16 protein-coding genes are annotated in these 26,400 nt (G+C 43.4%); 11 read left to right on the plus strand and 5 right to left on the minus strand.

Features of this window, described 5'->3' with window-relative positions; genetic code table 11:
* Nucleotides 1-2: 2 nt before the first annotated feature.
* Both OCU38_RS16185 and OCU38_RS16190 read right to left on the minus strand, forming a co-directional pair.
* Nucleotides 3-1,868 (minus strand): DUF294 nucleotidyltransferase-like domain-containing protein, encoded by a 1,866-nt coding sequence (locus OCU38_RS16185; protein ID WP_261824506.1) that lies wholly within the window; start codon nucleotides 1,866-1,868, stop codon nucleotides 3-5.
* A 193-nt stretch (nucleotides 1,869-2,061) separates the two neighbouring features.
* A complete protein-coding gene (locus OCU38_RS16190) occupies nucleotides 2,062-2,781 on the minus strand; it encodes a FadR/GntR family transcriptional regulator (protein WP_152820679.1) in 720 nt (239 codons plus the stop codon).
* A gap of 603 nt (nucleotides 2,782-3,384) precedes the next feature.
* Here OCU38_RS16190 and OCU38_RS16195 point away from each other — a divergent pair.
* Nucleotides 3,385-4,095 carry a FadR/GntR family transcriptional regulator gene (locus OCU38_RS16195; RefSeq protein ID WP_261824507.1) on the plus strand — a complete coding sequence of 237 codons (711 nt, stop codon included), beginning with the start codon at nucleotides 3,385-3,387 and terminating at the stop codon, nucleotides 4,093-4,095.
* A 402-nt stretch (nucleotides 4,096-4,497) separates the two neighbouring features.
* Complete coding sequence (locus OCU38_RS16200) at nucleotides 4,498-5,787, plus strand: MATE family efflux transporter (RefSeq protein ID WP_261824974.1); 1,290 nt, start codon at nucleotides 4,498-4,500, stop codon at nucleotides 5,785-5,787.
* Nucleotides 5,788-5,959: 172 nt separating this feature from the next.
* Here OCU38_RS16200 and OCU38_RS16205 read toward each other — a convergent pair whose 3' ends face one another.
* Both OCU38_RS16205 and OCU38_RS16210 read right to left on the minus strand, forming a co-directional pair.
* A complete protein-coding gene (locus OCU38_RS16205; protein WP_261824508.1) occupies nucleotides 5,960-8,098 on the minus strand; it encodes a heparinase II/III domain-containing protein in 2,139 nt (712 codons plus the stop codon).
* Nucleotides 8,098-10,269: a heparinase II/III domain-containing protein gene (locus tag OCU38_RS16210; protein WP_261824509.1), complete on the minus strand. Its 2,172-nt coding sequence runs from the start codon at nucleotides 10,267-10,269 to the stop codon at nucleotides 8,098-8,100. Before OCU38_RS16210 ends, OCU38_RS16205 begins: the two co-directional genes overlap by 1 nt.
* Before the next feature lie 315 nt (nucleotides 10,270-10,584).
* Here OCU38_RS16210 and OCU38_RS16215 point away from each other — a divergent pair, with 315 nt between their 5' ends.
* The 6 genes from OCU38_RS16215 to OCU38_RS16240 all read left to right on the plus strand — a co-directional run bounded on the left by OCU38_RS16215 (nucleotide 10,585) and on the right by OCU38_RS16240 (nucleotide 17,374).
* Nucleotides 10,585-10,920: a cupin domain-containing protein gene (locus tag OCU38_RS16215; RefSeq protein WP_152820674.1), complete on the plus strand. Its 336-nt coding sequence runs from the start codon at nucleotides 10,585-10,587 to the stop codon at nucleotides 10,918-10,920.
* 32 nt (nucleotides 10,921-10,952) lie between these two features.
* The gene (locus OCU38_RS16220; protein ID WP_261824510.1) at nucleotides 10,953-11,876 is read left to right on the plus strand and encodes a 2-dehydro-3-deoxygluconokinase; all 924 of its coding nucleotides are present in this window, start codon (nucleotides 10,953-10,955) and stop codon (nucleotides 11,874-11,876) included.
* Nucleotides 11,877-11,922: 46 nt separating this feature from the next.
* Entirely contained in the window at nucleotides 11,923-12,546 is a 624-nt protein-coding gene (locus OCU38_RS16225) for a bifunctional 4-hydroxy-2-oxoglutarate aldolase/2-dehydro-3-deoxy-phosphogluconate aldolase (protein ID WP_152820670.1), read from the plus strand.
* 653 nt (nucleotides 12,547-13,199) lie between these two features.
* Nucleotides 13,200-14,951, plus strand: coding sequence for a sodium:solute symporter family transporter (locus tag OCU38_RS16230; RefSeq protein WP_261824511.1), 1,752 nt, complete (start codon nucleotides 13,200-13,202; stop codon nucleotides 14,949-14,951).
* A 617-nt stretch (nucleotides 14,952-15,568) separates the two neighbouring features.
* Nucleotides 15,569-16,771 carry an ammonium transporter gene (locus OCU38_RS16235; RefSeq protein WP_023403582.1) on the plus strand — a complete coding sequence of 401 codons (1,203 nt, stop codon included), beginning with the start codon at nucleotides 15,569-15,571 and terminating at the stop codon, nucleotides 16,769-16,771.
* 141 nt (nucleotides 16,772-16,912) lie between these two features.
* Entirely contained in the window at nucleotides 16,913-17,374 is a 462-nt protein-coding gene (locus OCU38_RS16240; RefSeq protein WP_261824512.1) for a GreA/GreB family elongation factor, read from the plus strand.
* 101 nt (nucleotides 17,375-17,475) lie between these two features.
* On the opposite strand, the gene OCU38_RS16245 is transcribed toward OCU38_RS16240, so the two are convergent.
* Nucleotides 17,476-22,176, minus strand: coding sequence for a DUF3320 domain-containing protein (locus tag OCU38_RS16245; protein ID WP_261824513.1), 4,701 nt, complete (start codon nucleotides 22,174-22,176; stop codon nucleotides 17,476-17,478).
* A gap of 411 nt (nucleotides 22,177-22,587) precedes the next feature.
* On the opposite strand from OCU38_RS16245, the gene OCU38_RS16250 reads away from it, so the two are divergent.
* From OCU38_RS16250 to OCU38_RS16260, 3 genes are all read left to right on the plus strand, one after another.
* Nucleotides 22,588-24,321, plus strand: coding sequence for a LytS/YhcK type 5TM receptor domain-containing protein (locus tag OCU38_RS16250; protein ID WP_261824514.1), 1,734 nt, complete (start codon nucleotides 22,588-22,590; stop codon nucleotides 24,319-24,321).
* Complete coding sequence (locus tag OCU38_RS16255) at nucleotides 24,318-25,037, plus strand: LytR/AlgR family response regulator transcription factor (RefSeq protein WP_261824515.1); 720 nt, start codon at nucleotides 24,318-24,320, stop codon at nucleotides 25,035-25,037. The genes OCU38_RS16250 and OCU38_RS16255 overlap by 4 nt, the downstream gene beginning before the upstream one ends.
* A 126-nt stretch (nucleotides 25,038-25,163) precedes the next feature.
* A complete protein-coding gene (locus tag OCU38_RS16260; protein ID WP_261824516.1) occupies nucleotides 25,164-26,360 on the plus strand; it encodes an OFA family MFS transporter in 1,197 nt (398 codons plus the stop codon).
* The last annotated feature ends 40 nt before the right edge of the window (nucleotides 26,361-26,400 follow it).

Consider the following 26,400-nt stretch of genomic DNA (forward strand, 5'->3'; position numbering starts at 1 on the left):
GCTTATCGTGTCCCAAAACGAACTTTAACTGCATCTTGCAGATCCGCAATGATCCTAAACGCATCTTTTAAGTGGCCTCGTTCAAAGCTACCGAAGCTGTTTGGATCGATATTGTTGTTCGGCTCTTCACCATTTTTCAGCGCAGTCAACTGATGGTTAAATCGGAACGACAAAATAAACTCATACGCGCCTAAAATATTTTTGTAAGAGTCTTCAGACAAAAATCCTTTCTCATAGGCGGCCTGGAAGCGCTTATCTGTCGCTGAATGATCGCTTTCTACGGCTAAACCATAAATACGTGCCAAGTCGATAATCAAGGTGATTGCGTATTTCTTCACATTCAAGGTTTTCTTATTTTCGCCAGATTTTTCAAGTACCAAGCTATTAAAGATACCCAGCGGAGGACTGGTGTTGGTTGCATCATGCGTTAGCATCAGCAAGAACTCACGACTTTGACGAATATTGGCATACATTTCATCACGCAATACTTTTTCAAAGTGGTTATTGCCGTAAATAGAACGGATTTCCAAGAACACACTGATATTAAGCAGGCGTTCGTATTCAGGATTGGCAACCCATTTTTTATAGTAATGTTTCCAAACACTGACTGGCTGACACCATTTTGGATTCATCGCCATATAGTCACCCGAACAAAGCGGGTAATCACAACTTGCCAAGCCATTACACACTAGGCTCGCCAAATGCTTAAAGTAGATCTTGTCATTTTCAGTCACATCATCGGCCAATACAATGGCGCTATCTTGGTCTGACAGCATGTGAACTTCATTACGTGCATGTGAACCGGCCACTATCCAAGCAAACTCACAAGGTGGTGGTCCCAATTTATCAATGGAAATTTGAATAATGCGGCGGGTATAGGCATCCATGATCATGGTCATTACCTGCCCTATCACTTCAGGGCCCACCTTACCTTCAACCAAGGCTTCAAATATGGCTTGTCTTTCTGGCGTAAAGCTCGCCAGTGTTGACACGCTCGTGGCGTATTTGATTTTTTCAATCAAGAAGATGGCTTGTACGCGGTGGTTTTGCACTAAGTGCGAAGTGGTCAATAGACCGATAACTTTATTATTTTCTACGATAGGTAAGTTGCGGATATTAAACTGCATCATGACCGATGCGGCGTGCAGTACCAAATCATCTGGCTTGATAGTCAAAGGTGAATACGTCATTACCGTAGAAATTGGCTGATCAATTGAAGCGCCTAATGCAATCACGCGTTTTGTCATATCACGGTCGGTAATAAGACCAACAATTTCGTCCTTATCATAAATTACCGCACAAGAGGTTCGCTTAACGATGCGCATCTCATGCGCCACTTCCTGAATGGTTTGATTGGCTTGTACCACCGCAACGCGACCGCTAGCCACTTCTTTAACGCGCTTGATAAAGAGGCCCTTCTCTTTATCAGACCACACCACATCTAACGCCGACTTAAGACGAACTTGAGCTTTAGAAGCAAAGTGCTCTGCACTCTCTGGCGAAGCTTTGAATAACTGCTGTAACGCTGAGTGAGGAATCAAATAAAGCAAGGTATGCTCAATCGCTACCGCTTTATAGCCTTTATCACTGTCAATCGTCCCGTCTAAGAAGGTAAAGCCGAATAAATCTTCCGCACCTAATCGAGCTCTTAATACGCCGTCAGATTTGCGTTGCTCCATCGAACCGGTGCGCACTATATAAAGGTATTTTTCATCCCCTTCAGTACACAGATCGACATTTTCACCTTTACTTAAATAAGTAATCTGTACTTGTGAGGCAAGTTCACGTAGCGCTGCTTTCGGGATCTTGTCAAAAGGGTCAATCTGACTCAGAAATTGAATAATATTGGGTAATAGAGATTCTGGCATATTAAGTCTCATCCACTATGCTGAAGGGGGAAATCCGCCGTATAGTATTATTATATAGCTAAAGATTGATTTAGTAAGCAAAATGTAACTAATGTGAAGTGTAATACCGAAAAATAAATTTCAAAAAAAATTGAAAAAAAATTAAAAAAAAAACACGCAGAAGCGTGTTTTTTGACTAAAGATGAGGTTTTGACTAGCTTACCGCAGGTAAACGGTGTTTACCTTCTTGCAGATGATTAGCAGAAGCTTGTCTCGCTTTATCGCTATTGCCTGCCATAATCGCATCGTAAATTTCACGGTGCTCATTAATACAGGTGTTACCTTCTTCTGATGAGTGAACAATAAAGTTGACAAACATAGTGGTAAGAATATTACCAAACGGTAGATAGAAATCGTTACCAGTTGAATTAAATATTAAACTATGGAAACGCATATCAACATCAGTCCAACGCTCAATATTTAATTCATCTTCAGATGCTACTTCTACCATCTCTTGAAACGTTTCTGAAAGCTCTATACGTTGCTCAGCTGTTGCAAACTGAGCTGCTAATGCACACGCTTCTGGCTCAATTGCACGGCGTAAGCCTAAGAATTGAAAACAAAACTGATCGATATCCGCTAGACCATCCATCCACTCAATCAATTGAGGGTCTAAAAAGTTCCAATAAGCACGGTCGACTACTTTTGTACCCACTTTAGGGCGAGACTCAAGCAAGCCTTTAGAGGTAAGTAGTTTTACCGCTTCACGTAATGCAGTTCGACTGATACCGAACTGTTCACAAAGCGTCATCTCACCAGGCAAAATAGAGCCTTGAGCAAGATTTCCAGAAAGAATTCCCCGAGCAATCTCTCGAGCAACTTGTACATGCAGGCTTCGTTTAGAGCCTGCTATTGAATTAAATGAACCAGCCATAATTTTAACTTACTTTTATAAATGTATTATCTAAGGTTGAATATAGCACCTTGAATCACATGCGTCACAACCAGACCCGACAAACGTGATACACCCCAGTAATTGCAAGCTTATTGCGACACAAAAACCGATAACCAATGACACTTTCTCGCTACACAAGGCATACAAGCGCATAACATTAGACTTGTTAAAATATTATGGCAATTTCTATTTTCGTGACTAATGTCTTAATTTAGACTTGCAATTTGCCAAATTAGAGATAATTAGTTGAAGTTGTAAAATGTTATTGTATTATTTTAATAGCATAAAAAGTCAGGTAGGATTATGAATATGAAAGGTTCAATCGAATCTAGCATCATACATATTCTCTTTATCCAATAACGTGCATTGATACAAATTAAAGTACGTAAAATAAAGACATCGAATGCGTTATATTTCTTTGTATTTATTAAAGTAAGCGATTATTTCTCCGCGCTACTTTAAAAGGCATATTCACCTATCTGAAATTTAAAAAGGTCTGCTAAAGATCTTGCTGTCGTTAATTAAATAATGACTTTTTAAGCTAGCTAAAGCTGGCTTTTTTAATATGACTCAGGTGGTAAAATGTCGTTTTTCGCGTTGGTAGAGAATTCAGACCGTAGAATTCACGTTCAAGTAGCAAGACAAATCGCTCGCAAGATTTTGTCTGGTGAACTCAAAGAAAATCAAAAGATTCCTTGTGAAACTGAATTATGTGAAGCATTCGGGGTAAGTCGTACGGCGTTAAGAGAATCGACCAAGCTTCTTTCTGCAAAAGGATTAATTGAATCTAAGCCTAAAGTGGGAACCCGTATTTGTCCCCGTGGCGAATGGCACTTCCTTGACCCTCAATTTATTGAATGGATTCAAGATCTAGAAGATATCAAACCATTTCTGGCACAGTTTCTAGGCCTTCGTAAAGCCATCGAACCAGAAGCTTGCGCACTAGCAGCCAAAAATGCCACCGTAGAGCAACGTAAAGACCTTTCTAAATACTTCCAGTGCATGACCATCGCTGCCAACGAGTTTGACTATGAGCGCTGGGGAATTAACGACCTTTTGTTCCACCAAACCATCTTTTTGGCGACAGGGAATCAATTTTACGTACCGTTTAGCAATATATTGTCGGCCATCTTTAAACAATTTATCGATTACTCAGCAATGGGTGGACGTTTTTGCATGACTGAGCACCAAGCGATCTATGACTCCATCATGTCTGGCAACTCAGAACAAGCACGCATTGCATCAAGAACACTGCTTGATGATGGCAACCAAACATTAGCTAAAGTTTCATAAGCTATAGCTTCATAAAACAAAGTTACGTTAAAAAAATATAAACTAACGTTTCATTTATTGATTACATGCTCATTCAGTGGCATGATCTGAGTCTTAAACGACCCTAATTGCGCTTTCGCCAGCGCATTTAATACCAATCACACTAAGTAAGTGATCAGAACTAGCGCCGGAAAAATGCTCAAGAACAAGGCAGAATTTTTCGATAAGTAGTTATTCTACAATCAAAAATTCTAACGCCGTTATCGAGTATTTTAACAAGCTAGAATGAACAGTTATTTAGTACGATTGGTATAAGTCAATGCTTTAAGACTCTTTAATCAATAAAGGTATCCTGTGGCCGCTCAATCCTACATCAAGAAAAACATTTCTATCGCTTGGCCACTGGCACTCAATGCCCTTCTGATGCAATCCATGCTGATGATCGATACCTTTCAGGTTTCTCCCCTTGGTGAAGTCTCACTTGCCGCTATGGGTATTGCAGGTACCATCGTTGCCTTTATTATTGGCATTCAAATGGCATTGGCCAACGGCACCCAATTAGTGCTTAGCCGCGCGGTAGGCTCAGGCGTTAAATCCTCATTAGCAAAAGGGTTTTGGGCGGGAATGAGCATCAACTTTACTGTTGCTGTTATATTTCTAGCGCTGCTACAAATATTCAATCATCAATTAATAGAAGCACTTACTAGTGACCCATCGCTTTATCATGAAGTGAATCAATATTTATCTGTCTCACAATATCTGGTTTTATTTAATGCGATTACCCAAGTTATTATTTCGCTATTTAATAGCCTTGGGCGAACTAAAATCCCCTTTAAAGGCTACTTAATTGAGATGCCGCTAAATGCGCTAATCTCTTATCTACTTATATATGGGTTTGCCGGCTTTGAAGGCATGGGATTGAAAGGCGCCGCCACCGGTAGCTTAATCGCGATCATGGTGCGAATGGCGTACTTATTGTTATGTGTTCGTTACGCCGATGACATTGAGCTGCCGTTTAAAAAGTACATAAATGGCTTGGCAATGAGCATTAAAAATCACTTTATTGAAGTGTTTCCTATTGCCGCCAACATGACCATTTTATCCATTGGCGCAACCGTATATCAACTGCTCTACTCACAACTGCACATCAACGCTTATGTAGCCATCACCCTAATTATGCCGTGGCTTCGCTCTGGTACGCAGTTTATTACCGCTTGGGCATTATCTTCCGCTATTTCTATCAGTCAGGCCATTGGCTCAAACAAAATGGACGATTTGGTGAAGAACGTAGACACGAGCATCAATATCGCGGTGGTCATTTCTATTATCTGTGCTCTGTTCTTTGGTGTATTAAGCTTGATCATCGCTAAAATCTACCCGCACCTTGATCCTGAGACGTATGTTGCTCTTGCGACCATTGCACCCTTGTATATCTTCTTGCCTGTTGTGCGTGGATACAACACAGTTCACGGACATGTACTGCGTGCTCTTGGCAAAACCTCTGCGGTATTTAAAATTAACTTCACTGGCCAATGGGTAATTTCAATTCCATTGTGTGCGCTCATCATTATGAGTTTCGGTGGGTCTATCTTCTGGGCATTTGCTATTCAACCTTTAGAAGAAATCGTCAAAGCCCTACCCTTTAGGCATTTAGCTCGCAAATCTTTGCGAGAGTTTGATGCCGAAAAAGCAAAGAAATTGATGTACGACTAATTTTAAGCGTACCTATTGCCGAGCAGATATTGCATACCCATACCTAAGCCAATAGCCTTACATGCAGGCCACGTAAATAAAATTAAAACATAAAAAAACGGATGTAAGCTAAGCCTACATCCGTTTCGTTTTTTGCGTTTTAGTTTACTAATCCAAACGGATTAGCTAGCTCTTAAAGTTGAGCAAAAGAACCTGTCCAAGTGAACGCACCAACTGTGTGCTCGCCTTGCTGAGCGCTTTCTTCTAGGTTAGAGATACCGAAGTGGTATGTGTTACCTGAAGTCGTCTTAATGCACACTACCGTGCCTACTTCATTGTTTTCAGCCACTGTTACTGATTCAACAAGGCCACGAGCATTAACAGATTGCTCGAACTCTTCGTTGAAGTAACCGTGAGTTTCAAGAACAGAAGCAAATACATGATCTTTACCAGATTGGCGGTGGATCATTGCAGGTTCGCTACGTAGGTTGAAGTCAGGATCGTTCGCGCCTAGACGTGCAAAGATCACTTCGCTGTCTGCAGTAGCGCTAGTCACTAGCGAGTAGTAGCTGTTGTTTACCAGCCAGCTCACAAGAGAACTGCCTTCTACTTTACCTGAACCTAGGTTCCAAAGGTGTTGGTAACCATCAGAATCGCCTACTGGTTTCAGTGTAGATTCAGTTTGGTATTCAAAATCAGTACGGATGATTTGACCTGTGTAGTGTACAGGTAGGTCGTATTGATGCTCTTGCTCTGATTGAATGCGGTACACATCAATAACCAATGGTTTTTCAAATTCAGGTAGATCAGCAAGTAGAATGCTACGTTGCATGTCCGTACCTTCATAGTAACCAGAAATACGACCAGACATACCTTGTAGCTTGTCGTTTTCAACGTTAAAGAAGTGTTTTGCACCAAACTTAGACTCAGCCAGCGCTGTGTTGAAGTTGTTTTGTGTTTTCTGATCAACCGTCACTGTGTTGTGGGCAACAGTTTGCTTACAGTAAGACTTGTTTTCAGGGATGTAACGACCGCCAAACTTAGGCTCAACGTTAACCCAACGGCCGTAACCGTAATCGTGAAGCACTTCAAGACCGCGGTTGAATACACTTAGGTGTAAACCGTCGTAGTGACCGTGATCCAGCGCTGAGTGATATTGGTGATCAGAACCGTGCTGACCAAACCAAATAAGCGCCATTGTGTCGTCATCTTGCTCATCACGATGACGTAAAATGCCTAGGCCGCCTTTGTCGCCTTTAGGGCCGTCGGTAATGTACAAGCTACCCCAGTTAAATGGCTTGATTTCGTCCGCCGCTTCAACCGCATTCGACAGAGTCAAACCTGAAGTGTGCACCCAAACATTTTGTTGGTGGTTAGCCATTGCAAGTAATGTTTCAGCTTGCTCATAACGATGGAAACAAACGCTGGTTGCCATAACCACGCCTTCATCGTTGATAGAAATCGTTTTCGATGAATCGTTACATGCTGGCAATGAACCATCAGGGAATGCTGTTTTAAATACCGCGTAAGAAGTGGTCTTAATAACAGAGTCGTTGAACTCGTAGATGCCGATTTCTGGTTGACGACGCTCAATCGCTTCCGCGAACAAGTAAATTGGGCGTAGTGAGAAGCGGTGGTAGTAAGGACCTTCCATGTAGTAGCCGTCTGGCGAGAATAATTGGTCAAGTTGCGCTAGGAAACCGCCGCTTACTTTGTCCATTTTCAGGCCATACAACGCTTTATCAACTGACGCTTGGTCGTTGATTGCGTAACCACAAATACCGACTGCTGCTACCGCCCACAAACCGTGGTTGTGTACGATGTCGAAATCGTGACCGTAAGTCACCACGAACAAGTCAATCATTTGCTTGAACAAGTCGTTTTCGATAAGCGTTTTTTGCTCATCAGATAGAGTGTGGAAAACACAAGAATACGCACAAGATGCGTACAGCATCCACATGTTTTCATTCAGTGTTTGGTGGAAGATTTTACCCGGAGGGTTAGTATCTTTACTTACGTTGCTTTCCAGTGTTGGGTACACTTTTGCGTATGCCGTTAGCATCTCAACAATGTAATCACGGTACTTTTCTTCTTCAGTGATCAAGAACAAACGACCAGCAAGATCCATATGGATGTAGTTTTGCTTGTGACGGTTGTGCTCGTAGCCACCACCTTCACCGTGTCCTGGTACTTCAATACCCACTTGTGCCATGTAAGCATCAGTTTGCTTGATATCACGAGCCAACGCTTGACCTAGTAGGCTATCCTTACCAAGTTCTTTACGGAGTTCAACTGCTTCTTCAAAATTAAGCAGTAATGGTTGATAGCTCATTAATTAATCTCCTGAGATTGTGTTTTGACTTCCACTGAATAATATCCTGTCCAGTTGAAAGTGTGTTCATTAAATGTCATTTCGTTAACAGTAGCAGCGTCTGCATCAGATTGATTCGAAACAAGCACAGTCACTACCGAATTTTTGGTGGTGATTTCAATGGCTGAGCCAATTTCGTTGTGACCAATCACTTTAATATTCGACACTTGACCACGGGCATTCACCGATTGCTCAAACTCTTCGTTAAAGTAACCGTGTGTTTCTACTACAGAGGCAAACAAAGTGGATTCGCCGCGACTGCGCAGCATAAAGGCCGGCTCGCTGCGCAAGTTAAAGCTAGGATCGTTAGCACCTGAGCGGGTAAAGATCACTTCACCAGTGCTGTTTGAACCATCGCTGTTTGAGCTAGTGCCTAGCCAAGTATGGTAGCTATTATCTTGCAACCAACTTACCAATGCGGTTTCGTTTGCTTCGCCCGCTGCTACTTTCCATAGGTGCTGATAACCATTATCTTCACCTAGGGTATTTAATTCTTTAAATGTTTCATACTCAAAGTTAGTACGGATAATTTGACCCGCATACTGATGAGAATAATCGTATTGATGTTCGCCCTCACCGACTAAACGGTAAAGATCTATTAATAACGGCGCTTCAAGCTCGTCTAGATTCAATAAAAAGACGCTACGTTGCATAGCAAAACCATCGTAATGGTTATTAGCAAATGCGCTCATCCCTTTGATATTTTTATCATTTACTTCAAAGAAATGCGGCAAACCATGTACAGAATCAGCACGTTCAACATCAAAATAGTTCTGACAGGTTTCATCAATCGTTACACTATTGTGTGCAACCGTTTGACGAGCGTAGGACGGATTCTCTGGTAAATAACGGCCGCCAAACTTAGGCTCAACGTTCACCCAACGAGCAAAACCGTATTCGCGCAACACTTCATGGCCGCGGTTAAACAGGGTAATCCCCAAAGTATCAAAGTGACCGTGGCCCATACCGTGCATGCCGTAGTTCATCACCAATTGTGATACATCACCGCTTTTGTCTTGCATGCGCACAAAACCTTGCGCGCCTTGCTCGCCTTCTGGACCTTCGTTAAGTTCCATACTTGGCCAATACGGCAAACCGATTTCACGCTCAGCAGAGGCTTTTTCATAGGCGCGAGACACTTCAAGACCGCATGGATGCATCCATACGCTGTCTTGGATCTTCGCCATACCTAAAATATTGTCATCCAATGCGTAGTGCGCGCCATAAATGCTCACCGCCACTTTAACGCCAGCATCCGCAATGCTCATGCTTTGCGAAGCATCGTTCATCGCAGGGAAAACGCCGTTCGGGTATGCGGTCGCTAGCAATGCTTGTACCGTATTACCCACCACGCCGTTTTTATAATTGTAAATATCCACTTCTGGCATATGGCGATGAATAATCTCAGCCAATAATACTAGAGGACGAATAGTGAATCGTGAGTAATAAGGCCCTTCTAGGTAGTAACCAGAGGGTGCAAATAGGTTCGACACTTGATCTAAGAACCCGCTTTGCTGTTCACGATCTTTACCGTACACCGCCATTTCTAAATATTCTGGTCGGCCAATTGCTACCGCACAGGCACCCACTGCGGCTACAGCCCACACGCCGTGGTTATGAATGTGGTCAAAACGGTGTGCGTATTTTTCAGTGCTCATCTCAATCATAGGGATAAAGATGCGATCAATGATGCGCTGGCGTTGCGCTTCGGTCATCTCTGACGCAACACAAGAGTAAGCGATACTGGTAAAGAGTAACCAGCCATGCTCATTTAGGATCTGGTGGAATAGACGACCGGTTGGGTTGGTGTTCTTTTGCACCTGAAAGCCCAACTCCAAGTATTTGTCTGCGTAATCTTCTAGCAGAGCAATCACAAAATCAGCGTAACGCTGCTCTTGAGTCACGAGGAAAAGACGACCCGCTAGGTTCATATAGGTGTAGTTGTCTTTATGGCGGTTATGTTCGTAACTCCCGCCATCACCATGTCCTGGTACATCTAGCGGCAAACTCATAAAAGCTTCAAGCGCGGTTACGTTTTCTGCAATCGCTTTACCCATTAAGGTAGAGCGGCCTACTTCTTTACGAAGTTGCTCAATTTCTTTTGCGGTCAATAATATCGGTTGTGTCGTCATTGTGCTGTGATTCCTCAGCTAGCGAGAATTATTAAAAACACGATAAAGTAATACAATATTAACTATAATCCTATGTGACGGTCAAAAAAGAATGAATGAGGTCACACAAACAATTGCTTCCTGAATTATTTTCTGACTATTATTAAATACTCATAGAGTCAAGCTAAAGTTTAACGTAACAAAAAGACCTACACTTGACCTAGGTCACACAACTATAAACTTATTGTATGACAATTAAAAATAATCCATTATTATATCCTTAGTAATAGTTAATTTTTTAGTTTGTAAAAACTCAAACCTATAAAGGAACATATCATGAATCCATTTTTCATTTCTAAAGACCAACCTTGGGAAGACTTAGGCGACGGTCTAAGCCGTCAAATCGTTGGTTACACTGACGAGCTAATGGGCGTTCGTGTACGTTTTGAAAAAGGCGCAATCGGCCATCCTCACGCGCATGAAATTCATGACCAAATCGGTTACGTGATTTCTGGTAGCTTTGAAGCTGAAATTGAAGGCCAAAAGAAAATCCTAGTTGCGGGTGATGCTTACATCGCTCCTAAGCACTTTGTACACGGTGCAGTTGCACTTGAAGAAGGCAGCGAGCTTTTAGACCTGTTCTCTCCAGCACGTGAAGATTTTCTTAAATAATCAATAAAGCACAATTAAGCTTAGGTAAGCATATGAAATCATTAAATATTGCGATCATTGGCGAGTGCATGATTGAGCTGCAACAGAAAGGTGACCTTCTCAAGCAAGCGTTTGGTGGTGATACACTAAATACTGCACTGTACCTTTCTCGTCTGACTCACAAACATGGCATCAAAACTAGCTATGTGACCGCTTTGGGCCAAGACCCATTCAGCACAGACATGCTCGCTAAATGGCAAGCAGAGAACATCGACACAAGCCTAATCGCACGTCTTTCAGACAAGCAACCTGGCCTTTACTACATCGAAACAGACGATACTGGCGAGCGTAGCTTCCACTACTGGCGTAACGATGCAGCTGCAAAATTCATGTTTGACCAAACTGAATCTGCAACACTCATCGAAACACTAAGTGGCTATGATGCAATTTACCTAAGCGGTATCACGCTAGCTATCTTGACTGAAAACGGCCGTAACGAATTATTCAAGTTCCTTGATAAATTTGAAGGTAAAGTCTTCTTTGATAACAACTATCGTCCTAAACTATGGTCGAGCCAAGAAGACGCACAAAAGTGGTACTTAAAAATGTTAAGTTACACTGATACTGCCCTTCTAACGTTTGACGACGAGCAAGACCTTTACGGTGACGAACACGTTGAGCAATGTATTGAACGTACTACAGGTGCTGGCGTAAAAGAACTCGTAATTAAACGTGGCGGTAAAGAGTGTCTAGTTGTTGAAGGCGAAAACGCTAACTACGTTTCTGCAAACCAAATTGACAACATCGTTGACACCACTGCGGCAGGCGATTCTTTCAGCGCAGGTTTCCTAGCTAAACGCCTATGTGGCGGTACTGCTCTTGAATCAGCAGCAAGCGGCCACGCGGTAGCAGGTACTGTTATTCAATATGCTGGCGCGATTATCCCAGTAGAAGCGATGCCTGAACTGTCTTTATAAATTGTCCTGCTTATGCAGACTCACACATTATTTGATGAGAAATAAAATGACAACTTTAAACGAAAAACTAGCAAGTCTTAAAGTGATCCCAGTAATTGCAATCAACAAAGTTGAAGATGCAATTCCACTAGGTCGTGCGCTTGTTGAAAACGGCATGCCTTGTGCAGAAGTGACTCTACGTACTGAATGTGCAATCGAAGCTATCCGTGTTATGCGTAAAGAATTCCCAGACATGCTAATCGGTTCTGGTACTGTTCTTACTAACGAGCAAGTAGACGCTTCTATCGACGCTGGTGTTGACTTCATCGTAAGCCCTGGTTTCAACCCTCGTACAGTTCAATACTGTATCGACAAAGGCGTTGCAATCGTACCTGGCGTAAACAGCCCTAGCCTAGTTGAGCAAGCAATGGAAATGGGTCTTCGTACTCTTAAATTCTTCCCTGCTGCACCATCAGGCGGCGTACCAATGCTTAAAGCACTAACAGCAGTTTACCCAGTAAACTTCATGCCTACTGGCGGTGTTAGCCTTGCAAACGTTGACGAGTACCTAAACATCCCTGCAGTTCTTGCATGTGGTGGTACTTGGATGGTTCCAACTAAACTAATGGACGAAGGCAAGTGGGATGAACTAGGCGCTCTAGTTCGTGACGCTGTAGCTCACGTTAGCTAATTTAGTTGTAAACATGACTCTGTAAAGCGAGCCTAGAGCTCGCTTTTTTTATGCCTGCTCTTTATGCTTGTCCCTGATACCTTTTCTTAGAGTCTATTTTTAAAGACCATTCTTGATGCTTGCTCTTATACCACTCTCAGAGACAATGACTTATTGAAATGTCTTGCTATCACCACTCCCAATCAATAAATGATCATCTTTGCTGTTCAAAACCCAAAGCGTCCACCGTTAATACCACGTTAAATCACACACAAAATGGCAACCAATTGTTCAATATTGAAAGATTGAATTACCTGGGTACATTTCACAATCTAGCGGGTATTGAATAAAAAATACTCGTTGCGAATTAAGTTCAAGCAAACCTTAAAAACTGGTCTACGCTATTAAACATTAAACTATTCTTACGTTTATATGAAAAGATTACATCTTGTAATACTAAAGCAAATGCACAAGCGTTGCATAATTAAACAAAAACGGGATATTTTTTATTTTTAAAAAACATAAGCTATTGATTTTTAAGTAAAAAATATCAACTTGATATTCAAATCCAAAAATGTGACCTGGATCACGTTAAGTGTATATTGTAGTACAATTAACAGTGGAAAAAAGCTAAGCTTGACCCTAGTTAATCTAAGACCTTAAGGCTGAAATAAATGACTATTGATACTTTTGTTGTGATCGCCTACTTCTTCTTCTTATTAGCCATTGGCTGGATGTTCAGAAAATTTACAACATCCACCAGTGACTACTTCAGGGGTGGCGGTAAGATGTTGTGGTGGATGGTTGGTGCAACTGCTTTTATGACGCAGTTTTCCGCATGGACATTCACAGGTGCTGCTGGACGTGCATTCTCCGACGGTTTCGTCGTAGTAATTCTCTTCCTAGCTAACGCATTTGGCTATTTCATGAACTACATCTATTTTGCACCGAAGTTCCGTCAACTTCGCGTAGTAACAGCTATCGAAGCAATTCGTCAGCGTTTCGGCAAAACTTCAGAGCAGTTCTTCACTTGGGCAGGTATGCCTGACAGCATGATTTCAGCCGGTGTTTGGTTGAACGGTCTTGCTATCTTCGTTGCTGCTGTATTCCATATCCCTATGGAAGCAACCATTATCGTTACTGGTTTAGTTCTAATGCTAATGGCGGTAACAGGTGGTTCTTGGGCGGTTGTTGCTTCTGATTTCATGCAAATGCTTGTAATCATGGCGGTAACAATTACTTGTGCTATCGCTGCATACTTTGCAGGTGGTGGTATTGGTAACATCGTTAGCAACTTCCAAGGCGACTTCATGCTGGGTAACAACCTTAACTACGTGAGCATCTTCATCCTTTGGATCGTGTTCATCTTTGTTAAGCAGTTCGGTGTAATGAACAACAGTATCAATGCGTACCGTTACCTTTGTGCTAAAGACAGTGACAATGCACGTAAAGCGGCAGGCCTAGCTTGTGTCCTTATGATCATTGGTCCACTAATTTGGTTCTTACCTCCTTGGTACATGGCCGCTTTCCAACCTGATTTTGCAGCACAATATGCAGATATGGGTAGCAAAGCTGGTGATGCTGCATACTTAGCATTCGTTGAAAACGTAATGCCTGCTGGTATGGTTGGTCTACTGATGTCTGCAATGTTTGCAGCAACAATGTCTTCTATGGACTCAGGCCTAAACCGTAACGCTGGTATCTTCATCATGAACTTCTACAGCCCTATTCTACGTCCACATGCGTCGCAGAAAGAGCTAGTAGCAGTAAGTAAAGCAACCACTGTTATTCTTGGTTTGATCATCATCGCGATTGGTCTATTCATCAACTCATTGAAACACCTAAGCTTGTTCGACATTGTATTGAACATCGGTGCGTTAATTGGTTTCCCAATGCTTATCCCTATCCTACTAGGTATGTGGATTCGCAAGACTCCAGACTGGGCTGCATGGACGACTCTAATTGTCGGTGGTATTGTTTCTTACATCTTCGGTATCGCGCTTACAGCGCACGATGTAGAACACATCTTTGGTTTGGATCAAGCACTGACTACGCGTGAGTGGGCTGACCTTAAAGTAGGTCTAAGCTTAGCAGCACACGTAATCTTTACGGGTGGCTTCTTCTTGCTAACAACACTTGCGTACAAAGGTCTTACACCTGAACGTGAAAAAGAAGTTGACCAACTATTCACTAACTGGAACACCCCTGTTGTTGCAGAAGGTGAAGCTCAACAAGACCTTGATACTAAACAACGTTCAATGCTTGGTAACCTAATCTGCGTAGCGGGTTTTGGTGTACTAGCAATGGCACTTATTCCGAACGAACCAACAGGACGTCTATTGTTCCTAGTTTGTGGTTCAATCGTATTGTGTGTTGGTATCCTACTTGTTAACGCATCAAGAAAAGGCGCACGTCAAGCAGCTTAATCGCTGATACTGACTAAGTCGCTATACTAAAACCCTAGTTAATCTATTAACTAGGGTTTTTTGTTTCTGTCCTATCCCTTCTTCTATCCCCTTCTATCCCCTCTATTTTTGATTCTATTTACTGCTTATGTAGCAAACTTGAACTGAGGTTCGGCTTATACCAATCACACTAAGTAAGTGATCAGAGCTAACGCAGGAAAAATGCTCGAGAACAAGGCAGAATTTTTCGATAAGTAGTTATTCTACAATCAAAAATTCTAACGCCGTTATCGAGCATTTTAACAAGCTAGAATGATCAGTTATTTAGTACGATTGGTATTAATATCCCTGCACCATAAAACATCTGACCCGCGCACCATTACAGCGCACCAATTTAGTGCCAACACAACAGTTATGCACCAAAACAATGCACCACATCACATTATCTATGTTTAATTGCACAACATAAGAGCGTTACTCCACTACTTTTTATCTTGTTATGCCGACAAAAACAGCACATTGAACAGGTTTTGCACGGTTTTCACAAAAACCTGTACTGTTTATTCAGTTAAGCCAAAAACTGGAACGTTTTTTGCAGTAATAAATCCAGAAATTAGACACTCATCTGGATACAAATTATGGACAACATTAGTCAGGCAATTGGTGCCGTTGCGCAGAGCGCAGATACTTTATTCATCCTTCTTGGTGCCATCATGGTTCTTGCGATGCACGCAGGCTTTGCTTTCTTAGAAGTGGGGACTGTACGTCATAAGAACCAAGTCAATGCCTTAGTAAAAATCATGGCCGACTTTGCACTGGCAACCGTGGCTTATTTTGTGATTGGCTACCAAATTGCTTACGGACAAAACTTTTTTGTCAGTGCCGACACCTTAGTGCAAAACCACGGCTATGAACTGGTTAAGTTCTTTTTCTTACTGACCTTTGCCGCCGCGATTCCTGCCATTGTTTCTGGTGGTATCGCAGAGCGAAGCAAGTTCAAACCGTTTCTATTTTCATCGGCACTTATCGTCGCTTTTGTTTATCCATTTTTCGAAGGTGTCATTTGGAACGGTAACTTTGGTTTCCAAGCCTGGCTAGAGAACCAATTTGGTGCACAGTTCCATGATTTTGCAGGCTCTGTTGTGGTGCATGGCATGGGTGGATGGTTGGCATTAGTGGCGATTTATCTACTGGGCTCTCGTCGCGGCCGTAAACCAGGCATTGCTTTTGCGCCTTCTAACATTCCATTTCTAGCGCTTGGTGCTTGGGTTCTGACTGTTGGTTGGTTTGGCTTTAACGTCATGTCAGCACAAACCTTAGACGGTGTGAATGGACTGGTTGCGGTAAACAGCTTAATGGCGATGGTAGGCGGCACGCTCGTTGCGCTTATCGTAGGCAGAAGTGATCCAGGCTTTATTCACAATGGTCCATTAGCCGGTTTAGTTGCAGTATGTGCAGGCTCAGACATCATGCATCCTGTTGGCGCATTTGTTGTCGGTGGTATTGCCGGTGCACTATTTGTTTGGGTATTTACCAAATTACAGCGCAGCACAAAAATTGATGACGTGCTAGGTGTATGGCCGTTACACGGATTGTGTGGTGTATGGGGCGCAATTGCAGCAGGTATCTTTGGCTCACCGCTACTAGGTGGTCTAGGCGGCGTTAGCCTTATCTCACAAATCATTGGTACTGTTGCGGGCGTTATCGTCGCAATCGTAGGCGGTTTTATTGTGTACGGCATCATCAACAAGCTATTTGGTTTACGTTTAAGCCAAGAAGACGAATTTATTGGTGCTGACCTTGCTATCCATAAAATCGGCTCCACCAGCGCTGACAAATAATTTCTAGTCGTTATCCTCCATCCTCTATGGCAACCTGTCACTTTATCAGTGGCAGGTTGTTTTTTATCGCCTCAAGCGTATTCATATCGCACACTCGCTCACTTTTCGTTACCATACGCTTTTACTTCACACTAGCGCACTATGACTGACACCCCTCTGATTGACAAAGAACCCCTACGCCAAGATCTATTGCAAGTGCTGCATGCTCAGCGTCTCAACGCATTAAAAGCGGCAGATAGTGCGCACGGTGACGCCACCCATGAACAAAGCGTCGCCGAGACTCAATATGACACAGTAGCGATTGAAGCTGCCTATCTCGCTCACGGACAATCGCAACGCGTCGCCGATTGTGATGCTATGATCAGCTGCCTTAATTCATTGGTACTGCGCGACTTCGACGATCTTGACGAGATATCACTGGGGGCCATTGTCACCCTCGATAATGGCATGACTTGCTGGCTGTTGCCTGTTTGTGGTGGATTTAAAGTTGATAACGACAAACTGGTGGTGATTACGCCGCAGTCACCTTTGGGACAGATGATCAATGGCGCGGAAGTTGGGGATACGCTGGCCAATGGCCGAACGATCACTGACTTACAGTAACTGTACTCTATAAAAAAATAAAGGCTTAAGTTACAGCGTAACTCAAGCCTTCTAGTATGCAGTCGTGGCTTAGATAGTGATCCAGGATTTAGAGCGGTAAATCACGCATGTGGCATGCGGTAGGTATCACCGGTTAGACTGATTTTCTTCGCATTCACCAATTCCACCAGCACTGCTTCTACTTTACTGCGCATCGCTTGACTGGTACTTGAAAAGCCTAGCACTTCAGTCACACCACGAATCAAATCATCTTGTGGGATAGAAAAAGTATCATTAACAGTTTCGACTGCCGCTAATGCAATTTCATCGTCACAAATAAAGTCAAACTTACGTTCATTGTTCGGCAAGTTTTTGCGGTTACGCACGCTGGTTTCTTTATCATGATAAATCACATAATCACCATCAACATGGAGTTTACCTGTGTGTTGCAACTCCTGTAACGCATCCCCGATAGAGCGCATAATACGCGCGCCAGTACGGGTCGTACCGAGTGCTGACAACAAGCGTATCGCCAAATGCTTAGCGTGCATTGGCGACTCTACTTTCAATACCGTTTCTATGTCGCTAGCCAGTTGATACTGCTCCATTTCAGGAATGGTATTACCCGGTTTTAAATACAGATTTTGCACGTCAGCCACTGCATAAGTTGCGCCAGATTGTTCGACTTCAACTTGGCTTTCCACTCGCTCAATACTGGCTTTAGGCGCGGGTTTTTGCGCAGGTTTTGGCTTGACCACTTGCTCATCAAAATTAGCATAATAAGCCTTGGCGGAGCGCAGTGCGTCATCCAAACGTTGCGACTCTTTATGACGATTTCTAAACCAGTCAGTACTCCAAATACGATGGAAACGCCAACCAAGCCCTTCTAACACACCTTGACGAATACGGTCTCTATCTCTGGCGCTTTTTGAGCTGTGATAGGTTGCGCCATCACATTCAACCGCCAACATGTAACGCCCCTCTTTGCTTGGGTCACGCACCGCAATATCAATATAGAATCCCGCACAACCCACTTGCGGTTGTACGCTATAACCCAGGCTACGAATAGTGGAAATCACCTCTTCTTCAAACGGAGAATCCGGCTCTTTACCCGTTTCCTCAGCGCGAATCAGTTGCTTGGTGTCGGCATAATGTAGGAAATGCTTTAATGCGCGCACGCCAAATGGCGATTCTGCTGTGGTCGGCATTTCTTCTGATTTAAAGTTACAAAATACCTGCATTGCCAGGCGAGAACGCGAGATCAATACATTCAAACGGCGCTCGCCCCCTGCTGAGTTGACTGGGCCAAAGCTCATTGGCAAGCGCCCTTCGGCTGTCTTACCGTAACCGATACTGATATAGATACTGTCCCTTTCATCACCCTGCACGTTTTCTAAGTTTTTCACAAAGAAATCTTCGCCTTCTGGGTGGTGCGCAAAGAAATGCTCCAACTGCGGATTTTCTTTACGCAATCGCTCGACTTCAAGCAATATCGCGTCACGTTGCGCAGTACTAAATGCCACCACACCCAATGTTTGATGCGGCATGGTTGTCGCATGCTCAATCACCGCTTTAGCAACCGCTTGCGCTTCGCCAACATTGACTCGCGCGCCACCTCGGTCATAAGTGGTTTCAGGTAGATAGTTAAACGTCAGTCCCGTTGCATCCGGATTAATGCCTGATGATGGGAAGATCATCAGCTTGTTGTCATAAAACTCTTGGTTAGAAACGGCAATCAATGATTCATGGCGACTACGATAGTGCCAGCGCAGCATTCTTTCAGGTGCTCCAGAGGCTAAGAACATGCCTAGAATACTTTCAATATCCGCCGTTAAGCTCTCTTCGGCTTCTTCATCATCTAAAGTGAACTGACGACCAAAGAAGCTAGTTGGTGGCATCTGCTTGGTATCGCCCACCACAATTACTTGTTTGCCACGCAATATTGCGCCTAAACCATCGGCTACTTTTACCTGTGACGCTTCATCAAACACCACCAGATCAAACTCAATACTGCCCGGCTCAAGATAGGTCGAAATTGACATCGGGCTCATCATAAACACAGGTTTAATTTGCTGAATGGCTCTGCCCGAACGATTAAGTAGGCGGCGGATTGGCAGGTGTCTGCGCTTTTTATTAAACTCTCGGCGCAGCGTTTCCACCTCACCACGAGCACTTGGGTTTGGCAAACGTGCGTATAAATCTTCCACTAATTTCTCTTGAGCAAAACCAAACAGCTGTTTGTCTATCACTCTAAACTGCTCGATGCAGTGCTCATGCCCCACTCGGTCAAATTCACTGATCGCTTGTTCTTTCTCATACACCTCATTCACAAGTTGCGAGTAGAACTGATATTGGAACGCCAGTAACAAGGATTCAGGTTTACTCTGCCAAGTGCGAGCGAGTATGCTCCAAGCGGATAACTCTTGTTCATCTAATCTTGCGCTAATACGGTTAAAACGCACCAATTCATACAAAGCGTCTAGATCAATTGGCAATGCTTGTAGCTGTTGCATGGAGCGTAGACTTAGCTGCTCAGCAAAGGCTTCGACATCCATTTGCAATGCAATACACAACTCATCAAGCAAAGCATCATGAGTAGCAAGCTGCTCATTGACAGTATCCATTTGCCCTTGCGATATTGGGCTTTGCTGCGCATCAAACACGTTTGCTACACTAGGGTCAATGCGCTGCTCATTAATCGCGGTAGTGGCTTGATACAACCACTGCAAAGGCTCAAGTAGCGAGCCCCAATCGGTGTTTGAGTTTCGGTAGTGGCTACCAATAACGGCAATCGCCACCTGCGCCGACTCAACAAATTTCTTCTGCTTAGATTCAAAGTCTTGCATTGCATCAATTGCATTAAGCCAGTCGTTGACGTCACCCTTAAGGCCGTCTTTTCGTAACCCTGCATAACTGGCCTTCATTTTTCTAAAGTCGCCTGATAAGAAGCGCCACCACTTTTTACCTGTGGTGGAAAATGTGCCGCGAAGCGTTGTCCAATCGTAATCAAATGCGGCATCGACAAACTCACTTTCTAGGGTTTGTCTATCCGTTTGCAATGACAAACCTTGCTCAGCAAACTGCAAAATCGCTTCGCCCTGTTGCGACCACTTTGAAGTATCACTATTTAAGCCTTGTAAATTTGGCTTTGAGGCAATCATCTGCAATGAAGCAAGCGCTTTTAAGGCATCACTATATGACTCTATAGGTAAGGCAAGATTGGCGCTGCTTGCTAAAGTTTTTACCTGTTCAATCAACTGACATTTTGCGTCCACCAGCTTTGATGACAGTGTTTTGCTACTGGAAAGCAGTGCTGGTGAGGCTTCACACAAGGTGGTCGGGTTAAAGGCATTGTCCATTGGCGAGCCATGCGCGCTAATGTAATCCACTAACTCTTGAATATTGCCTAGCGCTTGTTTGTATTGGCTTTTTGACCACTGACTAATAACTGGCGTGATTTCAGGTAATAGGGTTTTATCAATGTCGCACTCTTGCAGGCGTTGCTCAGCTTGCAATGAATGGCCTAATGCCACTTGATAACTAACGCCAGTATCGGCAATCGGCGTATTCACCGCTTTGCTGTAGTTATCCAATTGGGCGCGCAACGCCACCAATTTTTGGATATCGTCACTGCGCTGAGGTGTCACTGGCGCTTTTTGTAGTAAAGTCTCTTCAAGAGAGCCTAACACCGCTTTTTTATTGGCTTTATGCGAGTGAAGCTCAAGTACCGAATCACCAATATTACAGTTGTCTAAACGTCGTTTTACCACATCTAATGCGGCCATTTTCTCCGCCACAAATAACACTTTTTTATCGTCGGCTAAGGCTTGCGAAATAATATTAGCGATCGTTTGCGATTTACCTGTCCCCGGCGGCCCTTGAATTACAAGGTTCGCGCCAGATTTAGCCGCTAGTACCGCTTCCGTTTGGCTAGAATCGGAATCAAGTACCAACTGAATGGCTTCGGCTTTATTGACATCCATTGGCGTGGAATCTAAACGCGTGCTATCAGATTCAAAACCGCCACCGAATAACTTTTGAATCACCGCATTTTCTGACGGTTTTTGTCCATCAGGCCACGCCTCATCAGACAGGTCTTGGTACATCTGAAACTTACCAAAAGAGAAAAAGCTCAGAGCGATTTTGTCACTGACCACCTGCCAGCGTTTTTCTTTTGCGACCGCTTCGCTGACTAACTCAAAATAGTGCTGTAAATCAAACTCGCCATCGTCGCTTTCACATTTAGGCAATTCAATGGCAAAATCCATTTTGAGTTTGGCTGCAAGGGTTAAGTTGGTGCCCAGATCCGCTTCAGTATATCTAAGCTTAAACGCATCACCGGCTTCTGCGCGGGTCAGTTTAACGGGAATTAAAATTAGCGGAGCGTAACGGGCTTTACTGGAATGGTCGTCTTCGTACCATTGTAAAAAGCCAGTAGCGATATACAAAAGATCCACACCTTGCTCTTGCACATAAGTGAGCGCTTCTGAGTGAATTTTAAGTAGACGAGTATCTAAACTGCGGCGAAATAATTGAGTTTGCAGTGAATTATCTTCGTGGCGTTTATCGCCAACACTGCCTTGCAGATGCTCGGTCAATTCACTCAATAACAAAGGTGAATTTTCATCTTCTAAAGCATCAGGAGCGGCAATGAATTTCATTTCCCGACTCTTATTCACCAAAGTATCAAAAACCTGAGAGGATTTTTCATCCACAATTTCTAAAACCTTAGCACCCTTACCTAAGCTAAGCAGTGTGTTGCCACGCAACCCCATGTCCAAGAGCTCTTGGCGACTTTTTTCAAACACACTTTTGATTTTCATACTCATATCTATCGCAAATTTTCTTTAATATTCAGACGTTAACTGATACATCCTCCATTGCATCACATCGCATACGAATGTGTAGACGGTATTATTAGTTTCCATTTCTTAAACAGCCCGCTACACAAGGCTTGTACCCTATGCCGAATTGCTTCCTGAAACTGTGATAGAAGTGTAATTAGGGAACATTGAATTAATGTAAATAAAATCATGTAATTACCGCTGCATAAAGCGCAATAACTCGAATAATTCAGAACGCATAACCTAAATTCTGGCGCGATTTCCTTTGTCGGCTAAACCACACGCAAAAGTCGGGTTTTAAGTTTCAATAATTGCCTAGGCTTCATCCTTGCTTAAAAAAACAGCCTAACGTTAAAATCGCGAGCCATATTCAACTAAGTGCTTTGAACAATGTATATTGAACAACTGATGATGTTACTAGCGGTCGTCGAGCGAGCCTCTTTGCTGTTAATGGCGCTGTATTTTCTGACTCATACGCAAATTTTTCAGGCCATCATTACTAAACAAAGTCGCAGTAGTATGGAACTGACCATACTGACGTTGTTTTTTACCCTCTTTGCGATTTTCAGCACTTATACCGGGGTTAATGTCGAAGGTTCGTTGGTGAACGTGCGTATTATCTCTATTGTTTCTGGCGGTATTTTGTTTGGCCCTTGGGTCGGTATTCCAGTAGGGCTAATTTCTGGTGTGCACCGTTATCTTATTGATCTAAATGGCCCCTCTTCGATTCCTTGCCTTATCACCAGTGTATTCGCCGGACTGTTAGCCTCGTGGGTACATATTCGAGCCAATTACGCTCACTATGCCAAATATGGCGTGTTGGTCGCCGCAATATGTGAAGTGATGACCATGGGGTTAATTATCATTCTAAATGACGATAAAGTGCTGGCGTATTCGATTGTGCATGCCATTGCTCTACCTATGATCATCGGCGCTTTGTGCGTAAGTCTGATTATTAAGTGGCTACAAGATACCGAAAGTGAAAAAGATAAAGTCGCGGCCTATCAAGCCAAGCAAGCATTAAAAGTAGCGAACCAAACTCTGCCTTTCATTCGCCAAAATACGGGCGATGCCCTAAAGAAAGTGTGCGATATTATTCGCGCCGAAACCTATGCCGATGCGGTGGCAATTACCGATACTAAAGATGTGCAGGTGTATGTGGGCTATGGTGAAGAGCAGTTTTATAATCATCACACTCAGGTCAGTTTGATGACCTTAAAAGCGATTCAAAACAACACCATCATAGAAAGCAACGACATCCGCGAGCATGCCTTTCGTTCGTTGATGATTATCCCATTATCCGAAAATGGACAAGTCACTGGCACACTGAAAATCTTCTTTAGTAAGCCCCATCAAATTACACTATCGCTACATGAAATGGCGATTGGTTTATCACAACTTATCTCCACACAATTGGAAGTGGCTAAAGTTGAACAACTTAAAGTGATGGCTAATGAAGCCGAGTTTGGTGCACTGCAAAACAAAATAAACCCGCACTTTTTGTTCAACACCTTAAATGCTATCTCAACACTTATTCGTATTGAACCAGATAGAGCTCGCGATTTAGTCGGTAAACTGGCCGGATTTATGCGCTTTAACCTAGAGAATGTGGCGGAAATGATTCCACTTGAAGCTGAACTGCAACAAGTCGACGACTATGTATCGATTGAAAAAGCCCGCTTTGGTACCAAGCTAACCGTACAATTTGATATCGATGATGTGGCTGTCTCTGTGCCACCTTTGATTATTCAGCCGTTAGTGGAAAATGCCATCGGCCACGGCATAGTGCCAAAAGGCAGTGGCGGCACGGTAAGCATTTCGGTAAAACAGCAAGATGATCGCGTTAAAATCACCGTCTGTGATGATGGCGTAGGAATACCACAAACCGTAATAGATGGTGTGCAAGCCGGCACTTTAGATTCAAAGCGCATCGGTTTAAATAATGTGCATCAGCGCATTAAACTCTTGTATGGGCAAGGTTTGGATATTCAGCGCCTTAATTCTCTATTTCAGGATCAGGAGCTTCAAGATCAGGGGCTTCAAAACCAGAAGCGTCAAAATCCAGAGTCTCCAGTATCCGGTACTCAAATCTCATTCACTATTCCATTGGGAGCAACACTGTGAAAACCGCCATCGTAGTAGAAGATGAATATTTGGCCTGTGAAGAGCTTAAATACTTAATTCGCAAATACAGCGACTTAAACATCATTGCTGAATTTAGCGATGGATTACAGGCATTGGAGTTTTTGCAATCCACACAGGTTGATGTGGCGTTTTTAGACATTAATATTCCTTCAATCAACGGCATGATTTTGGCTAAAAGCCTGTATAACTCTAAATCTCAGCCCGCCATTATTTTTACCACTGCCTATAAAGAGCACGCCGCTGAGGCCTTTGAAATTGAAGCCTTTGATTACCTGCTCAAGCCCTATACCGAAGATCGCGTCGAAAAAACACTGAATAAGCTCACCACTGAATTAGCCGATAGCGACGCACCGAGTCTAGCCTCTGACAGCAGCGTCAATCTGTATCAAGGTAGCCGTATTCGAGTCATTGAAGTCAACGATATTCTGTTTGCCTCGGCCAACGGTAAAATCACCGATATCGAAACCCTACACGGCGCGTTTACCTCGCCGATGATGCTCAGTGAATTTGTAGAAAAAGTCGATAACGCTAAATTCTTTAAAGCGCACCGCTCTTATTGGGTAAACTTAGAAAAAATAGAAGAAATCACCCCGTGGCACAGCGGTACTTATCGTTTGAAATGCAAAGGCGTAGCGACACAAATTCCAGTGAGTCGCTCTAATATCAAAGAGTTTCGTGAACGTATGGGCTTGTAATTCATTCCGTATTTTTGCATTTCATTCTCACATTGATACAGTTCATTTTCTATCATCCCCTTGCCATTGAAGCCTTAAAAATAATCTCTTAATTTACACGCAATTGATTTATTTTTGAGGCATCTCATGAGCACTACTCTTCGCTCTCGCGACAAATGGTCGACGTTACTCGGCACCGTTTTAATTGAATTTGCATTAGGCTCTGTTTACACATGGAGCTTATTTAACGCCCATCTGGCAGACAAATTGGACGAACCCGTTAAGCAAGTGGCGTTCTCATTTGGTCTGCTCAGCCTTGCACTAGCGGTCGCATCATCGCTATCGGGTAAACTACAAGAACGCTTTGGTATCAAAAAAGTCATCGCGTTTTCTGGGCTGTTGCTTGGGGCGAGTCTGTACCTTACCTCTGTTGCTTCTAGCTTAACTGCGCTTTATGTGTGCGCGGGTTTCCTCGTGGGTTTTGCCGACGGTACTGGCTATCTGTTGGCCCTCACCAACTGCATTAAGTTCTTCCCTAACAACAAAGGCATTGCGTCTGCCTGCGCGATTGGCGCGTACGGTTTGGGCAGTCTGGGCTTTAAATACATTAATATGTATTCACTGACTCACTTTGGTTTGTCGTACTCATTTGAAGTATGGGGCGTCACTGCAATGGTACTCGTGTTAATTGGCGCTATGTTAGTGAAAGATGCGCCAAAACAAACTGCGCAAAACAGCGCGAATGCTGAATCTCATCACCATTTAACTCTGCAAGAAGCGCTCAAGAAACCTCAGTTTTACATGCTAGCGCTGATGTTTACCACTGTATGTATGTCGGGCTTATACGCTATCGGGATTGCCAAAGACATCGGTCAAAACTACGTACACCTATCCATGGACATCGCCGCAACTGCCGTCTCTGTGATCGCCGTTGCCAACTTAGGCGGACGTGTCGTACTTGGGGTACTATCAGACAAAATTACACGCGTGTACGTCATTACCATTGCATTGGTTATCTGCCTTGCTGGGGTGAGCGTTCTAATGTTCATTCCGCCAACACAAAATACCTTCTATTGGTCACTGGCCTGTATTGCATTTAGCTTTGGCGGAACCATCACCGTATATCCGTCTTTGGTGAGCGACTTCTTTGGCTTAGAACATGTTGCGAAAAACTACGGCTTAATTTACCTAGGTTTTGGTATCGGCAGTTTTGCAGGTTCGGTTATTGCCTCACTATTTGGCGGATTCTTAGCCACCTTCCACGTAATGTTGGCGCTTATTTTGGTTTCGATTGTGCTCTCTATCATTATCAAAAAACCAAACCGTCAGCTTGCGATCGCTTAATTGGGTTTAGGCTTAATCAGGCCTAGGCTGAATATAAAGA

The organism is Vibrio neonatus (genome assembly GCF_024346975.1).
Classification (GTDB): Bacteria; Pseudomonadota; Gammaproteobacteria; order Enterobacterales; family Vibrionaceae; genus Vibrio; species Vibrio neonatus.